This is a genomic window from Burkholderia perseverans, from assembly GCF_022870505.1.
Classification (GTDB): Bacteria; Pseudomonadota; Gammaproteobacteria; order Burkholderiales; family Burkholderiaceae; genus Burkholderia; species Burkholderia plantarii.
Genome location: NZ_CP045094.1, coordinates 2,133,882 through 2,150,362, shown reverse-complemented (window position 1 = coordinate 2,150,362; position 16,481 = coordinate 2,133,882). Strand labels below are relative to the sequence as shown.

Below are 16,481 nucleotides of genomic sequence, written 5' to 3'. Positions count from 1 at the left end.
CAATGCCGCCGTCGCGAAAGACATGCATGCGGATCGCCCCGGCGGGCGGCACCGGCCACCATCGGGCGAACGAGCGAGACACGCCGGATTCGCGCGTCGGTAACAGCAAGAAGCGCGCCATGCGGAGCGGCAGGCGCGGCGCGGGCGGGACGATGCGTGGTTCGGTGGGGAGGGACGCGCGACGCGTGATGGTGTGACGGGATCGAACGATGGATGGTCCCGACAGCGGCCCGGTGCAGCGAGGCGAGCCGATGGACCGCGCTCGCTGAGGCCGGCCCGCCGCACCGGGGCGCATGACGCGGCCTGCACGACCGGCATGCTTTCGGCACGAGGGCAAGACCGGCCGCGCGACGGCATGACGAGGCGGCGGGGCCGGGCGCGACAGCCGCTGGCCCTGGCATGGGGCGGCCCCAGCGGACCGCCTCGCTACGGCCGCCCCGCCCCGCCCGATCGCGTGACGGACATCACACGGCCGGCACGCAGTCGAGCGGCATGGCCGGCACTTCGGCGGCCGCCGCCTTGACCGGATCGAGCCGGTAGCCGACCGTGTAGATCGACGTCAGCCGCAGGCCGTTCTCGGGCCGCAGCTTCAGCTTCTGGCGAATCCGGTAGATATGCGTGTCGAGCGAGCGCGACTCGCGGCCGAGATCGCGGCCCCAGGCCGTGGTGGCGAGCAGGTCGCGCGGCATGATCGCGCCGAGATTGCCGAACAGCGCCGAAACCAGCTGGAACTCCTTGGTGGTCAGTTCGATCGGCTCGTCGCGCAAGGAAATCGTGCGCGCCTGCGGATCGAGTACGTAGTCGCCGGCCCGCACGCAGCCGTCCGGCATCGACAGCCGCTTGACGCGCCGCAGCAGCGCGTTGACGCGCGCGGCCAGTTCGTCGGCGCGGAACGGCTTGACGAGGTAGTCGTCGGCGCCGGCCTCGAGCGCGCGCACGATGTCGACCTCGTGCGCGCGGCTGGTCAGGAACAGCACGCCGTAGCGCGCGCCGAGCCGGTCGCGGATCCAGCCGAGCACCTCGATCCCGCTCATCCTCGGCAGATGCCAGTCCAGCACGACCGCGTCGACGGGCTCGGTGCGCAGCACGCGCACGGCCTTCTCGCCGTCCGCCACCACGTTGACCGTATGACAGTGGCGTGACAGCACGTTCGACACGGCCTCGGCCTGCACCGGGTCGTCCTCGACAATCAAGATCCTCATTTTGCTCGGCCCCGTAGAGTGTTCAAACTGCATGTTTTAGCTCCCCGGCGGCCGCGTCCCGTCGGGCGCAATCGTTTGCCGGAGCAGTTCAATCCTTCCGACGAAAGATCGTATGCCAGCCGTCCTGCGCCTTTGTGAACAATTGTCACGCTTCGCTGACGGCCGCCGCGCGGCGTTTCCGATCCCGCTTTCGACCCCGCCCGCGGGCGCTACGGCCCCGTGCCGGCCAGCCTCGGCAGGCGCATCGAGAAGATCGTGCCGCGCCCGAGCGCCGAGCGCACCAGCAGCCGCCCGCCGAGCGAATCGACCACCGATTTCACGAACGCGAGCCCGAGGCCGTGCCCTTCGCGCGCGAGCCGCGCGTCGAACTGGCCGTACTCGCGAAACAGGTTGCGCCGGTCCTGCGCCGACATGCCGATGCCCGGGTCGATCACCGAGATGATCAGGTGCCGGCCCTTCATGGCGAGCCGGACCCGGATCGTCGAGTCGCGCGGGCTGAACTTGATCGCGTTGCCGATCAGGTTGCCGAACGCGCGGCGCAGCAGCTGCACGTCGGCCAGCGTGGTGGCGCCCGGCTCGGCGATCAGCTCCACGGTGGTCGCGCGCGCGCTGGCCTGCGGCCACAGATCGTCCACCGCGTCGCCGAGCACCAGCGCGGGATCGACGCTGGCCAGCCTGGGCGGCGCGCTCTCGGCGCGCGCGAGGAAGATGAAGTCGTCGGACAGGGTCAGCGCCGTGGTGGCGTAGTGTGCGACGAGTTCGACGAAGCGCTCGGCCGTGAAGCGCGGCGGCGTCTCGCGCATCTGCTCGACCAGCGCCAGCATCGCCGCCTGCGGCGAGCGCATGTCGTGCGAGAGGAAGCGCAGCGCCATGTCGCGCTGCCGCTCGGCCATCCGCACCGACGACACGTCGGCGACGTGGAAGATCAGCCCCGCGGGCCGCGCCGCGCCGGGCCGCAAAGGCGCGCACTTGATCAGCAGCGAGCGCGCGCCGCGCGCATGGGTGATCTCGATGCCCTGCGCGAGCCGCGTGAGCGCCTGAGCCGGCGCCGCCGTGCCGTCCGCGCGCGGCGCCAGCAGCGCGAGCGCCTGGCTCGCGAATTCCACGGCGCGATGCGAGGCGGTGATCTCGAACAGCACGTCGGCCACGCGGCGCCCCAGCGGCGAGCGCTGGCCGTCGCCGGCCAGCTCCGCGCGCCGCGCCAGCGCCAGCACCTGCGCGTTGGCCAGCAGCACGGTGCCCTGCGCCGAGCCGACCAGGGTCGCCTCGGGCAGGCTGTCCACCCACTCGGCCACGAGTTCGCGGTGGTCGTGGACGTCGCGCACCAGCGAGGCCATCAGTCCGCGGCGCCGCTGGAGCGGGCCGGTGGCATGGCGCCCGCCGCGGGGCCGCTCGCGCGAATCCCGAGCATCGCGAGCATCGTGCTCGGCCGGCGGCATCGCGCGCGCGGCCTCGCGCGACAGGTAGGCCAGCAGCGCCTCCTGCGAGCGCCACGCCCACAGCGGATACGCGAGCGCGCAGGTCAGCACGCCGGCCGCGGCCGGCACGAACACGTGCCCGAGCCGCAGCAGCGCCCAGGCCGCGCCGGTCAGGCCGCAGGCGAGACCCACCACCGCCAGCAGGCTCGCGCGCGGGCCGAGCAGCGACAGCGCGAAGCACAGCAGCGGCACCACGCTGAGATTGAACAGCAAGGCGAGCCGCCGGCCCGCGGGCCGGATCGGCGTCGCGCTGGCAAGCGCATTGGTCGCTTCCGCGAGGAAGCCGATGCAGTTCAGCGGCGGACCGTAGACGGCCGGCGTGGCGAGCCGCGCGGCCAGGCCGGCCGCCGTCGCGCCGATCAGCACGATGTGGCCGCGCAGCAGGTCGGCCGGCACCCGCCCCTGCAGCACGTCGAGGTAGGACACCGTCTGGTAGCCGCGCGCGGCACCGAACGGCAGGTAGCGCAGGCAGCCGCGGCCGTGGCGCGCGGCGGCGGCGATCTCGGCCTCGTCGCAGAACACCGCACGGCTGCCGCTGGCCCGCAGCAGCAGCGCCGCGACGTGCGGTTCGAGGCCCGTCGTGCCGGCCAGCAGCGGCACGCCGCGGTAGATGCCGTCCGCGTCGCGCAGCAGCTCGGCCTGCCCGGCCGCGTAGCTCGCATTCGCCAGCGCGTCGATCAGCGCCTCGTCGTCGGCGCCGTCGGCCCCGTCGAGGCCGTCGGCGGCCGTCACGGGGTGCCGCAGCACGACGTGGCCGTTGCGGCGGATCGCGGCCACCAGCGCGGCCAGTCCGTCGGGCGCGGCGCGGCCCTGCGCGCCGGCTGCGTCGCTCTCGGCAGAGCCGGTCAGGTTGAGCCCGACGGCGGCCACGCCGGCCTCGGTCAGCCGGTCGATCAGGCGCGCCTGCACGTCGAGCCGCAGCGGCCAGCCGCCTAGCCGCTCGAGCGTGCGCGCGTCGATGGCCGCCACGATCACGCGCGGCACCGCGCTGCGATGCATCGAACGCGATGCCAGGTCCAGGAACGCCAGGTCCGCGCGCTGCAGGATGCCGGTGTATGCGAGCACGAGGCAGACCAGCAGCAGCACCACCGCCAGCCCCGGCCACTCCCGCGCGAGGTCCGGATACGGCCGGGCCGGCGCCGCCGCGTCCGGGCCGGCCCGGCGCCCGAAGGCAGGGAATTTACGTTTCATCATGACTGGTCTGATAGCGGCCGCACGCCGTCAATCGCTCGATGACACCTGCCCAAACTGTCCGTCCCCGACGAACGAAAACATTGACGCAAGACAATGAACTCAAGATGAATTTCGTTTACGAGTGCGATCGCACGGATAGTACGCCGATCTCCCGCATCTGAAATGTCACGAATAAATTACGTGGTAAATTCGGCCGGCTATTGCCAATCGCTTATCAAAATTGTCGAATCCGGACAACTGTCAAAAATTTCAGCTCGTTCAGGCTGACGGCGGGCTTGACGGATTGACGGCGTGGGTTCGTGGCGACTCGACGGGTGGAGTGAATTCGCGGGAAAAATGACATCGCTTTTATTTAAAGAATATGGCGAACCGGGAATTCATCGATCGCATGCCGTTTCAATTGAGGCGGTCATCGAATTGCGTGTTTTTAATCCCCCTGCCGATATGCTAGGCTTGAGCCCCATCCCGTCCCCCGCCGCCATCGTCAGGAATGCTTGCGATCGGCTCGCGCGCGGCGCGCCAATGAGCCAACGTCCCGCGACCGACCGATGCCCCCTGCCCCGACCGATCATTTCGAATCCATCGTCAGCGACGCCGAACGCGGCCTCGACCAGGGCGAATTCTTCTTCATGCTGCAGCCGAAAGTGCGGCTGCCCGAGCACCGTCTGTGCGGCTTCGAATCTCTGATCCGGTGGCGCCATCCGGAGGGCGCGGTGCTGCATCCCGCGTATTTCATCAGCGTGGTGGAGGATTCCGAACTCGCCGGCCAGTTCACGGCGCTGCTGCTCGACCGCGCGGCGCGGCGGCTGGCGCACTGGAAGGCGATCGGGCACGGCGACCTCAGCATCGCGATCAACCTTTCGGCCGACCAGCTGGGTCGCGCGGAGCTGCCGCGCCGGCTGGCGGAAGCCTGCCGCGCGCACGCGGTGGCGCCGCAAGGCATCGAGATCGAACTGACCTGCACGGTGGAGCCGGAGCGGCTGGACTGGCTGGTGGAGGCGATTCACGCCGCGCAGGCGGCGGGCGCGCGCGTGGCGCTCGACGATCTCGGCGCCGGCTTCAATTCGCTGACGCTGCTGCAGCAACTGCCGGCCGACATCGTGAAGTTCGACCGCTCGCTGCTCGCGCGCGTGCCGGCCAGCGCCGAGGCGGCGGCCCGGCTCGCGAAGCTGGCCGCGATCGCGCGCGAGCGCGGCCAGCGCATCGTGCTGGCCGGCATCGAGAACGCGGCGCAGCTTGCCTGGGCCTGCCTGCTCGGCGATCTGGACGGCCAGGGCTTTTTCATCGGCAAGCCGTGCGACGAGTCGCGCGCCGACGCGGTGATCGGGCAATATCGGCCGGCGGCGGGTGGGTGAAGGATCGGTGAGGCGGCTGGCAGTCGGAAGTCCCGGCAGCCATTGGCACGATCGAACGCCGGCCGCCCGCTCAACCCGCCGAATACCCGCCGTCGATCGGCATCGAGGCGGCCGTGATGAAGCTCGACGCGTCCGAGGCGAGGAACAGCACCGCCTCCTCGATTTCCGCGACCGACGCGAAGCGCCCGAGCGGATGCAGCGCCTTCAGCTGCGCGCCCACGTCGGTCTCGGCCAGCCAGCGCTCGGCCATCTCGGTCAGCACGAGGCCCGGGCACAGCGCGTTGATGCGGATGTTGTGCGGCGCATATTCGAGCGCGGCGGCCTTGCTGAGCCCGATCAGGCCATGCTTCGACGCGTGGTACGGCGAGGCGCCGAACGCCGAGCCGACCAGCCCGTACACCGAGGCGATGTTGACGATCGCGCCGCCGCCCTGCTTCAGCAGCTCGGGAATCTCGTACTTCATCGACAGGAACGCGCCCTTCAGGTTGACGTCGAGCACGGTGTCCCAGGCCGCTTCGTCGGTCTCGGCGAGCGGCTTGCCGTAGGTTTCCGTGCCGGCGTTGTTGATCGCGATGTCGAGCTTGCCGAACGTCTCGACGGTGGCCGCCACGGCGCGCGCGCAATCGCCGGCGCAGGCCACGTCGGTGCGCGTGAAGATCGCCTCGCCGCCCGCCGCGCGGATCAGCTCGACCACCTGCCGGCCCTCCTCCTCGCGCCGCGCGGCGATGCCCACTTTCGCGCCCTCGCGCGCGAAGCGCAGCGCGACGCCCTTGCCGATGCCCGACGTGCCGCCCGTGACCAGTGCCACTTTGCCATTCAGTTTCATGAGGATTCCTGTCAGTTTGAGATGCCGGATCGTCCCGCGTGCGGCCCGGACCGATCGATTCAGACCGCGAGCGGCGGCGCGCGCCGGGCCGCCCCGGCCGCTGCCCGTGCCTGCGAGGTGGGCATCACCACGGCCTCGCCCTCCACCACCACGCGCCCGTCCACCTCGCAGACCGTGGCGAGCACGGCACGCTGCCGCTGCGGCAGCAGCTCGCGGATCGTCACGATCGCGCTGAGCGTCTCGCCCGGCTTGACCGGCCGCCGGAAATGCAGGTTCTGCGACAGGTAGATCGTGCCCGGCCCCGGCAGGCGCGAGGCGAGCGCCGCCGAGATCACCGACGCCGACAGCATGCCGTGGACGATGCGCCCGCCGAAGCGCGTGCCGCGCGCGTAGTCGTCGTCGAGATGGACCGGGTTGTGGTCGCCGGTGGCGGTGGCGAACAGCACGACGTCGTGCTCGGTCAGGGTCTTGACGAAGCGTTCGCTCATGCCGACCACCAGGTCCTCGATGTCGTATCCGCCCGATTCGTTCATGCGTTTTCCTCCATGGCCAGCCCTACGTGAAGTCGTGAAGTGGGGTTGCGCGGCCGCGCCGTCAGGCGTCGGCCACGATTTCGCCGCGATCGGCGTGGCTCTCGCCAAGGAACGCGGTGACGGCCTGCGCCGCCGCCTCGGCCACGATCGAGTCGTGGTCCTGGTCGAACTCGCCGAAGCTGACCGCGCCGCGCGTCATGCCGTGCAGATGGGCGATCGCCTGCGCGCCGTCGCGGCCGTTCGCGCCGCGCGTGGCGAGCGCGTAGACGATCGGGGCGTCGACCACGCGCGGTGCGTGGCCGCCGAGCGCGACGGCGTTCGAGGTGACGACCGCGAGCAGCCGCGCGAACGCGTCGGCCGTCATCCTCGCCCGCAGCGCCGCCAGCCCGAGTTCATGCTCGATCAGCGCGCGCAGTTGCGCGTCGTCGCGTAGCGCCTCGATGCCCGGCGCCGCCGCCACGATCGCCTGCAGGCGGGCCACGAACGCGCCGCGCGGGAACGGGCTGTCGATGATCAGCAAGGGCGGCGCATCAAGCCCCTGCGCCTCCCATTGCGCCGCCATCTCGTGCGCGACGAGGCCGCCGAACGACCAGCCGCCGAGGCGGTCCGGCAGGCGGCCGAGCGCCGTGACGAGCGCGTCGCGATAGTCGTGCGCGAGGCCCGCCACCGTGCGCGCCGCGAACGGCGGCGGCGCGTCGAGATCGGGGTGCCGCAGGCCGACGATGGTCGGGTCGCCGGGCCAGGCCGCGGCGAGCGCCTGATAGCAGAGCACGTCGCCGCCCACCGGATGCACCAGCGCGATCGTGACGCCACGGCCCTCGCGCAGCGTCTCGACGATCGGCGCGCCGGCGCGTGCGTGGCGCGGGGCCGGCGCCGCCGTGGCGACTTGTCCGTCTCGCGGCGCCGTGCCGAAGAACGCGGCCAGCGAGGCGATCGACGCGCCGCGCGCGAGCAGCGAGACCGGCACCGGCCGGCCGAACGCCTGCTGCAGCCGCGTGCGCAGTTCGGTGAGCGCGAGCGAATCGAAGCCGCCGCGCGCGAGCGGTGTGGCGTCGTCGAGCGAGCCCGGCACGGTGCGCACCGCGGCGGCAAGCTCGCGGATCACGGCGAGCGCGCCGGCCAGGTTCGTCTCGTCCGCAGCCGGGGGCGCGGCGGCGATGCCGGCCGGTTCGACCATCGGCTCATGACCCTGGCCCACGTCGGCCGCCCGCATCGTCACGCGCGGCAACTCCAGATGCACGCGCTCGAACGGATAGCCCGGCAGTTCGGCCGGCGCCGGCGGCTGCCGGTAGAGCGCGGCCCAGTTGTTCAGACGCCCGACGCAGTAGAGCCGCGCGCAGGCATGCGCGAAGCCGGCCGGCTCGGTGTGTGCGTCGCCGTCCGGGCCGTCGGCGAGCGAGCTGATCGAGCGGTCCCAGCGCTGGGTGGCCGCGCGCGCGAGGTTCGACAGCGCGCTGCCCGGCCCGACCTCGAGATGGACGCAGTCCTCGCCGGCCAGTTGCTCGAGCGCCTCGGCGAAGCGCACCGGCTGCTCGACCAGATCGAGCCAGTGCTCGACGCGCGCGATTTCCGCGCCGGCAGCGCGGCCCGTCAGCGTCGAGATCAGGCGGATGCGCGGCGGTGCGAAGCGCAGCGGCGCCAGCGCGCGCGCGAAACTCTCGCGCAGCGTCGCGAGCAGCGGCGAATGCCCGGGCGTGTCGTAGGTACCGAGCAGCGAGACGCGGCGCCCCTTGCCCACCACCACCGCCTGCGCCGCCGCGATCGCCTCGGCGGTGCCGCTCAGCACCGTCTGCCCGGGGCCGTTGATGCCGGCCACGAACAGCACCGTGCCGAACTCGAACCAGGCGTGCAGCTCGTCCACGCTGGCCGCCACCGCGAGCATCGCGCCGCGCGGGGTCTCGGTGTCGAACAGTCGCCCGCGCGCCTCGACCGCCTTCAGGCCGTCCTCGACCGACATCACGCCGGCGATCACGGCCGCCACGTGCTCGCCGAGCGAGTGGCCGATCACCACGTCAGGCGTGCAGCCGAGCTCGATCCAGGTCTGCGCGAGCGCATGCAGGAACACGAAGTGCGCGAGCTGGCCGACGCGGTGGCGCACCGCCTCCGGCTGCTCGCCGTGCAGCGCGCCCAGCACCTCGCGCGCGAGCGCCGGATCGAGCAGCGCGAGCGCGCGATCGACGTGGCGATGGAAAAACGGATTGTCGCGATAGAGGCCGCCGCCGACGCCGGGCTTCCAGGCGCCCTGGCCCGGGAACAGGAACACCAGCTGGCCGCGCTGTCCGTTGCCGGCTTCGGCGTCAACCTCGGCCTCGCCCGCATGCCAGCGCCCGCTCGGATCGTCGGCGATGAAGTCGTCGAGCGCCTGCATGAAGTCGCGCCGCGTGGTGCCGACCAGCGCGACGCGCGCGGGCCAGTGCTCGCGCCGCACGCTGGCCGTGTAGCAAGCGTCGCGCAGGGCGGTGCCCGGGTTCGCGAGCTGCTCGCGCAGCGCCAGCGCGAGCCGGCGGCAGCCGTCGCGCGAGCGCGCCGACAGCGGCAGCACGCGGTCGCGCGCCGGTAGCGGCGGCGCCTCGACCATCGGCGCGCGCGCGAGCACCAGATGCACGTTGGTGCCGCTGATGCCGAAGCTGCTCACGCCGACATGCGCGTCGGCCGCCAGCGCCACGCGCTCGCGCGGCACCGCCAGCCGGCTGCCGTCCCAGCGAAAGCGCGGGTTCGGCTCGGCGAAGTTCGCCTGCGCCGGCACCTCGCCATGGCGCAGCACCAGCAGCGCCTTGATCAGCCCGGCGATGCCGGCCGCCGATTCCAGATGCCCGAGCTGTGCCTTCACCGAGCCCACCAGCAGCGGCTTCGCGCGCGGCACCTGGTGGGTGTAGACGTTGCGCAGCGCGCCGAGCTCGATCGGATCGCCGAGCGGCGTGCCGGTGCCGTGCGCCTCGACATAGGCCACCGCCTCGGCGCCGACGCCGGCCCGTTCCAGCGCGCGGCGGATCACGCGCTCCTGCGCGGCGCCGTTCGGCGCGGTCAGGCCGTTGCTCGCGCCGTCGCTGTTGATCGCGGAGCCGGCCAGCACGGCGTCGATGCGGTCGCGGTCGCGCAGCGCGTCGGCCAGCCGCTTCATCACGATCATGCCGCCGCCCTCGCCGCGCATGTAGCCGTCGGCGGCCGCGTCGAACGGCCGGCAGGCCTCCGAGCGCGACATCGCCTGCAGCCGCGCCATCGCGATGGTTTCCTCGGGGCCGAGGATCAGGTTGATGCCGCCGGCCAGCGCGATGTCGCAATCGCCGCTCGCGAGGCTCTGCGCGGCCAGATGCACGGCCGCCAGCGACGACGAGCAGGCGGTATCGACGAACACGGCCGGGCCATGCACGCCGAGGCAATAGGCGATGCGCCCGGCCAGCACCGCCTTGTTGGTGCCGAGCCGCGCGTACGTGGTGATGCGGTGCGGGTCGCCCGACCAGACGCTGCGCCGCCCGTAGTCCACCTCGCCGCTGCCGGCGAACACGCCGAGGTTGTGCCCGCGCACCGTGGACGGCACGATCCCGGCATGCTCGAGCGCGTGCCAGCTCAGCTCCAGCATCCAGCGCTGCTGCGGATCCATCGCCAGCGCCTCGGCGCGCGAGATGCCGAAGAACGCCGGATCGAACGCGAACACGCCGTCCACGTAGCCGGCACGGCGCGCATAGGTGGTGCCGGACGCGCCGGGGTCCGCGTCGAAGTACGGCTCGATGTCGAAGCGCTCGGCGGGCGTGTCGCGCAGCGCCGTGCGCCCCGCCTGCAGCAGCGCCCAGTAGGCGGCGTGCGAACTGGCCTCGCCCGGAAACCGGAAGGCCGAACCGATGATGGCGATGCGCGAGTCGGGCGGCGTCTGCATACGCTCCTCGAGTCAGATGGATGAAGGACAGCCGGGCGCCCGGCGGGCGGGCGCCGGCATCGTCAGCGCGTGATCAGCGACAGATTCGATGGAAGGTTCGGCGGCGCAATGCGGCGGCCGTCGTCGTGATGCCGCGCGTTGACGAGCACGGCCATGTTGCCGGGCGCGTGCTCGTTGCGGCGCATCTTCTGGTGCGCCTCGGGCAGCTGGTCCCAGCCGAACACCTCGGACAGGCACGGATCGATCCGCCCCGCCATCACGAGCCGGTTCGCCTCCGCGGCCTGCTTCAGGTTCGCGAAGTGGCTGCCCTGGATCCGCTTCTGGCGCATCCAGACGTAGCGCGCGTCGCAGGTCAGGTCGTAGCCGCTCGTCGCCGCGCAGAACACCACCATGCCGCCGCGCTTGACCACGAAGCACGACACCGGAAACGTGTTGCGCCCCGGATGCTCGAACACCATATCGACGTCGCGCTTCTCGCCGGCGGCCTGCCAGATCGCCTTGCCGAACGCGCGCACGCCGTCCATGTAGGCGGCATAGCCGGGCGCCGTCATCGCGGGCGGCACGCCCCAGCAGTCGAACTTCGCGCGGTTGATCACGCCGGCCGCGCCGAGCCGCTGCACGAAGGCCGTCTTGGCGTCGTCGGAAATCACGGCGATCGGCTTCGCGCCGACCAGCGCCGCGAGCTGGATCGCCATCGTGCCGAGCCCGCCCGCCGCGCCCCAGATCAGCACCGACTGGCCCGGGCCGAGCGCGTGCGGGCGATGGCCGAACAGCATCCGGTAGGCGGTGGCGAGCGTGAGCGTGTAGCAGGCGCTGGCGGCCCAGCTCAGGTGCTGCGGGCGCGGCAGCAGCTGGGTGGCCTGCACGCGCGAGAACTGCGCGAACGAGCCGTGCGAGGTCTCGTAGCCCCAGATGCGCTGCGTGGCCGAGAGCATCGGGTCGCCGCCGTTGCATTCCTCGTCGTCGCCGTCCACCTGCGAGCAATGCGCGATCACCTCGTCGCCCACCTTCCAGCGCCGCACGTTGCGGCCCACCTTCCAGACGATGCCGGACGCATCGGAGCCGGCGATGTGATACGGCTGCGAATGCAGGTCGAGCACCGAGAACGGCTCGCCGAGCGCGGCCCACACGCCGTTGTAGTTGACCCCGGCGGCCATCACCAGCATCAGCACGTCGTCGTCGCCGATCTCGGGCACCTCGACCACTTCATGCGTGAACGCCTGCTGCGGCTCGCCGTGCCGCTCGCGGCGGATCGTCCACGCATGCATGCGCCGCGGCACGACGCCGAACGGGATCGTCGCGCCGACGTCGAATACGTCCGGCACTAGCGTGGGGACGTCGATCACCTCGTCTATCACCTGATCAGTCATGGGTTCTCCTGGGAGGCACGGTACAGGGGCCGCCGCCGGCATCGGCCGCGGACGCTCGTGATGCGGATGGCGGCCAGCATAAGTCGCATCGACCGGGGGCAAAGTGAACATTTGTCACGTTTTCCAGCGCCGGCGCGCCGTTCAGAAAAGTTCAGATTGCGCGGCTGGCGACATGCCAACATGACGGGCATCGAGGCGGGCGGTGGTCGCTTGCGGAATGGGCGGCAGGCGATTCGGCGTTGGCCTCCTGATCGATCGATGAGGATTCCAGATCGATCTGGCCGTGACGAATGCCGCTCCGTTTCACCCAGCTTCCCGATGTTTCCGACGTACCGACGCCAGCCGGCCACGCAACCCGATACCTGGAGAGTTCCCGTGTCGATCGATCCCCTGTCCGACCACGACCGCAGCTTTTTCGACCTGCTCGAACAGCGCGCCGCGCTCCATCCCGAGCGCACCGCCTACATCGCCGTGGGCGCCGACGGCGCCGAGACCGAGCGGCTCGGCTACGGCGAGCTGCACCGCCGCGTGGAAGCCTATGCGGGCGCGCTGACCGCGCACGGCGTGGGCGGCGAGCGCGCGCTGATGCTGTTCGAGCCGGGGCTCGCGTTCGTCGTGACCTTCCTCGGCTGCCTGCGCGCCGGCGTGGTGGCGATCCCGGCCAACATCGCGAAGCCGGGCCGCACCAGCTGGGACCGGCTGGTGGCGATCGTGCGCGACTCGGGCGCCACCTGCATCCTGACCGAGCAGGCCTCCACCACCAAGCTGGCCGGCTGGTTCGCCACCAACCCGGAGCTGTCGGCACTCGACCTCCTCTGCCTGGAAGACGCGCCGTCGCGCGCCGCCGTCGCGCGCGCGCGGCCGCCCGCGGACACGCCGGCGTTCCTGCAATACACCTCGGGCTCGACCGGCAACCCGAAGGGCACCGTGATCAGTTTCGGCAACCTCGCCGCGAACGCCGCCATCACCGGGCCGGCCACCGGCATCGATCACGACGCGCGCGTGGTGACCTGGCTGCCGCCGTATCACGACCTCGGCCTGATCGGCAACATCCTGCAGACGCTGTGGGCCGGCGCCGAATGCGTGCTGATGCCGCCCGTCTCGTTCGTGCAGAACCCGGCGCGCTGGCTCGAGACCATCGACCGCTATCGCGCCACCGTCAGCATGGCGCCGAACTTCGCCTACGAACTCTGCGTGCGCCGGATCCCGGAGGCGCGCCGCCGCGACTTCGACCTGTCGAGCTGGCGCGTGGCGTTCAACGCGGCCGAGCCGATCCGCGCCAGCGCCATCGCGCGGTTCCGCGACGCCTATCGCGACAGCGGCTTTCGCGCCGCCAGCATGCAGACCGCCTACGGCCTCGCCGAGGCCACGCTGGTGGTGTCGGCCGGCGATCCGGAAGCCGAGCCGGTGACGCTGTCGGTCGATTCGCAGGCGCTCGACCAGGGGCGCATCGCGTATACGGAACTGGCCGAGCGGCAGCGCGAGATCGTCGGCTCGGGCCGCGTGCGCGCGCCGCAGCGCGTGCGCATCGTCGACCCCGAGACCGGCGTGCCGTGCGCGGCCGACACGGTCGGCGAGATCTGGGTGGGCGGCCCGTGCGTCGCGCACGGCTACTGGGCGCGCGAGGAGGAAACGCAGCGCGGCTTCCGCGCCACCACCCACGACGGCGACGGCCCGTTCCTGCGCACCGGCGACCTCGGCGTGATCCTCGACGGCGAGCTGTACGTGACCGGCCGCATCAAGGAAGTGATCATCGTGCGCGGCCGCAAGATCTATCCGCAGGACATCGAGGCGACGGTGCAGCGCGCCAACGACGCGCTGCGGCCGGCCGGCGGCGCCGCGTTCGCGGTCGAGGGCGGCGACGGCGAAGCATTGGTGGTGGTGCAGGAAGTCGAGCGTTCGATGCTGGCCACGGTCGATCGCGAGGCGCTCGTGTCGCTGATCTCGGAGGCGGTGTTCCGCGAGCACGATCTCGCGGTGGCCGAGGTGGTGCTCGTCAAGCCCGAGGTGGTGCCGAAGACCTCGAGCGGCAAGATCCAGCGCGTGCTGTGCCGCCAGCTGCATGCGCGCGGCGAACTCGACCGGATCGTGCAGGGGCGTTCGCCGCGCGCGAATCCGCTCGGCGCCGGCGAAGCCGCCGCGCCGACGGTCGCCACCCCGCGCCGGCCCGACTCGCCCGGCGAACGCTCAGCCGCCGCCGCGCCGCTCACGGCCGAGGCGATCGTCGCGCTCGCCACCGCCTGGCTCGTCGAGCAGGGGCTGAAGGCGCCCACCCACGCGCGGCAGACCTTCGCCGAACTCGGCTGCGATTCGGTGCGCGCCGTCGAACTCGCGCTGCATCTGGAGACGCGGCTCGGCATGCCCGTCGACCAGACCGTGGTCTACGAACACCCGACGCTCGCCGCGCTGGCCGACGCGCTGCACCGGCAACTGGCCGGCGCCGCCACGCAGCCCGCCGCCGCCGAGGCCGTGACCGACAGCGCCGAGCTGCCGGGCTGGTAACGCCGCGTCCCGCTCCCCGGAACCCAATCCAGCCTCCCCTTCATCGAGGATTCGACATGTTACGCACGCTGATTCACGGTCATGCCAAGGGCGTCCACGCCGAGCTGACCGCCCTGCTGAGCCAGCCCGCCTTCCAGCCGCATCACGACGACGCCGACCGCGTCGCCCAGCATCGCCGCACCTACGCGCAGCTCGCCGCGATCAACGACTGGGCCGGCTCGGGCTCTGCCCTGCTGGTCGATCGAGATCGCTTCTTCAGCATGCTGTCGTTCGCGGCCACCATCAATCCGGCGCTGTTCAGCGCGGCGCAATCGCACTATGGCGTCTGCCTCAGTTCGGTGATGATGCTCGGCCGCCCTTCGCCAGCGCTCGACGCGCTGATCGGCGAACTCGACCGGCTCGATTCGGCCGCCACCATCCTGATCACCGAGGTCGGCGTGGCGTGCAGCCATATGAGCGTGGAAACGCACGCCGACTACGATCCGCAGGCCGACGAGTTCGTGCTCAGCACGCCGCACGCGGGCGCCTGCAAGTTCATGGGCAACATCGCGCTGGACGGCGTGGCGAAGACGGCGGTCGTCTACGCGCGGCTGCGCGCGGGCGGCCAGCAGCACGGGCTGTTTCCGTTCGTGGTGCCGGTGCGTGACCGCGAGCGCGTGCATGACGGCATCCACATTCGCGCGCTGCCGGGACCGACTTCGCTCGATCTCGACTACAGCGTCGCCTCGTTCGACCGCGTGCGGGTGCCGCGCACGCACTGGCTGCAGGACAGCGCCACGCTCGATCGCGACGGCAACTTCAGCGATCCGCTCGCGGGCTCGGACCAGCGCCTGGTGCGCTCGCTCGCGATCAGCACCAACGCCTCGACGGCCACCTCGGTGGCGGCGGCGGCCGCCGCGCGCGCCTGCGTCTGGACCGCGCTGCGCTATGCCTCGCAGCGCAAGACCCACGCGCGGCTCGGCACCGGCCGCACGCTGCTGGAATTCCGCAACCAGCAGAGCCTGCTGCTCACGGCGCTGGCCGAGGCCTACGTCGTCAGCGGCTTCGCGCGGCGGCTGGTGGACCAGCAGAGCGCGCAGCGCAAGATGGACGACATCGCCACCGTGCCGTGGGCGGCCGTGAACCGGCTGGCCGCGCTGACCAAGGCGGTGGCCGTGTCGGGCGCGGCCGAGGTGATGCGCCGCTGCCGCAACGCGAGCGGCAGCCACGGTTGCGTCGGCGTCAATCGCTATCACGCCTACGAGGATCTGACCGACGCCTACACCTGGGCCGGTGGCGACAACCAGCTGATCCTGATCGAGATCGGGCGCCAGCTCGCCTCGGCGCCGTGCGAGCTGCCCGACGAACCGAATCCGCCCGAGGCGCTCGACAGCGCCGACGCGATCCGCCGCCTCGCGCGCTTCGAGGAGCGCCGCCAGTACGCGCGCGCCACCGCCGGCCTCACGCCGGCCCAGCTCGGCGACGCGGATTTCTCGTCGACCTGGGAGCCGCGCCTGCCCGCCCTGCTCGATCTGGCGCGCACGCACGGCGCGCGCCTCGCGCTCGAGGCGATGCTCGACCATCCGGCCGACGGCGCCGATCGCGACGCGCTGCTCGCGCTCGCGGCGATCCATGCGCTCGAGCATTTCGGTGGCGCGCTGAATTACGTGACGCGCGACCGGATCGCGTTCGCGGCCTACGACGTGGCGCTGGCGCAGCTCGACCGGCTGCTCGATGCCTTCGAGTTGAACACGGAGATGGTGGCGGCGCCGATCGCGCAGGACGATTACGTGCGTGCGTATGTGGGGGATCTGCCGGTGGGCGGTTGAGGAACGGGACCGGCGACGGCAGGCCGGCGCGCCCGTGCTTGCCGTTCGCCGGGCCGGCAACGGCGATTCGTGCAGCGGCGGGCGCGGCGTGTCCGGTTCGTCGCCATGCCGGATCGCGTCGTGAACGCGGTGCCCGAGACCGGAACGGGCGGTAGCTCGATCGCGGCGCGCGCCCGATCTCGCGCAGTGATTTTCGTTCGATATCCGCGCGACGGTCGTGCTAACATCGGCCATCACGCCGCGCCGTCGCGCGGCTCACGTTGCAGCGCTCGCAAGGCGCCCCCACTCGCGCCGATCCACCATGTACGCAGCCGCCTGGCCTCCCTCGAAAACGCACTG

9 protein-coding genes are annotated in these 16,481 nt (G+C 71.8%); 3 read left to right on the top strand and 6 right to left on the bottom strand.

What is annotated here, in order from left to right; genetic code table 11:
* Positions 1–464 precede the first annotated feature (464 nt).
* Positions 465–1,202 (bottom strand): response regulator transcription factor, encoded by a 738-nt coding sequence (locus BpN12_RS24205; protein WP_246794792.1) that lies wholly within the window; start codon positions 1,200–1,202, stop codon positions 465–467.
* A gap of 209 nt (positions 1,203–1,411) precedes the next feature.
* Positions 1,412–3,874 (bottom strand): CHASE2 domain-containing protein, encoded by a 2,463-nt coding sequence (locus BpN12_RS24200; RefSeq protein WP_246794791.1) that lies wholly within the window; start codon positions 3,872–3,874, stop codon positions 1,412–1,414.
* Between the two features lie 548 nt (positions 3,875–4,422).
* On the opposite strand from BpN12_RS24200, the gene BpN12_RS24195 reads away from it, so the two are divergent.
* Entirely contained in the window at positions 4,423–5,229 is an 807-nt protein-coding gene (locus tag BpN12_RS24195) for an EAL domain-containing protein (RefSeq protein ID WP_246794790.1), read from the top strand.
* A gap of 70 nt (positions 5,230–5,299) precedes the next feature.
* On the opposite strand, the gene BpN12_RS24190 is transcribed toward BpN12_RS24195, so the two are convergent.
* The 4 genes from BpN12_RS24190 to ccrA all read right to left on the bottom strand — a co-directional run bounded on the left by BpN12_RS24190 (position 5,300) and on the right by ccrA (position 11,832).
* On the bottom strand, positions 5,300–6,055 hold the full coding sequence (locus BpN12_RS24190) for a glucose 1-dehydrogenase (protein WP_246794789.1): 756 nt from the start codon (positions 6,053–6,055) through the stop codon (positions 5,300–5,302).
* A 59-nt stretch (positions 6,056–6,114) separates the two neighbouring features.
* Positions 6,115–6,588, bottom strand: a complete 474-nt coding sequence (locus tag BpN12_RS24185; protein WP_246794788.1) for a MaoC family dehydratase — start codon at positions 6,586–6,588, stop codon at positions 6,115–6,117.
* A gap of 61 nt (positions 6,589–6,649) precedes the next feature.
* Positions 6,650–10,462 carry a type I polyketide synthase gene (locus tag BpN12_RS24180; RefSeq protein ID WP_246794787.1) on the bottom strand — a complete coding sequence of 1,271 codons (3,813 nt, stop codon included), beginning with the start codon at positions 10,460–10,462 and terminating at the stop codon, positions 6,650–6,652.
* A 62-nt stretch (positions 10,463–10,524) separates the two neighbouring features.
* Entirely contained in the window at positions 10,525–11,832 is a 1,308-nt protein-coding gene (ccrA, locus tag BpN12_RS24175; protein WP_246794786.1) for a crotonyl-CoA carboxylase/reductase, read from the bottom strand.
* Positions 11,833–12,207: 375 nt separating this feature from the next.
* On the opposite strand from ccrA, the gene BpN12_RS24170 reads away from it, so the two are divergent.
* Both BpN12_RS24170 and BpN12_RS24165 read left to right on the top strand, forming a co-directional pair.
* Positions 12,208–14,334, top strand: coding sequence for an AMP-binding protein (locus BpN12_RS24170; RefSeq protein ID WP_246794785.1), 2,127 nt, complete (start codon positions 12,208–12,210; stop codon positions 14,332–14,334).
* Between the two features lie 56 nt (positions 14,335–14,390).
* Positions 14,391–16,142, top strand: coding sequence for an acyl-CoA dehydrogenase family protein (locus BpN12_RS24165; RefSeq protein WP_246794784.1), 1,752 nt, complete (start codon positions 14,391–14,393; stop codon positions 16,140–16,142).
* Positions 16,143–16,481: the final 339 nt, after the last annotated feature.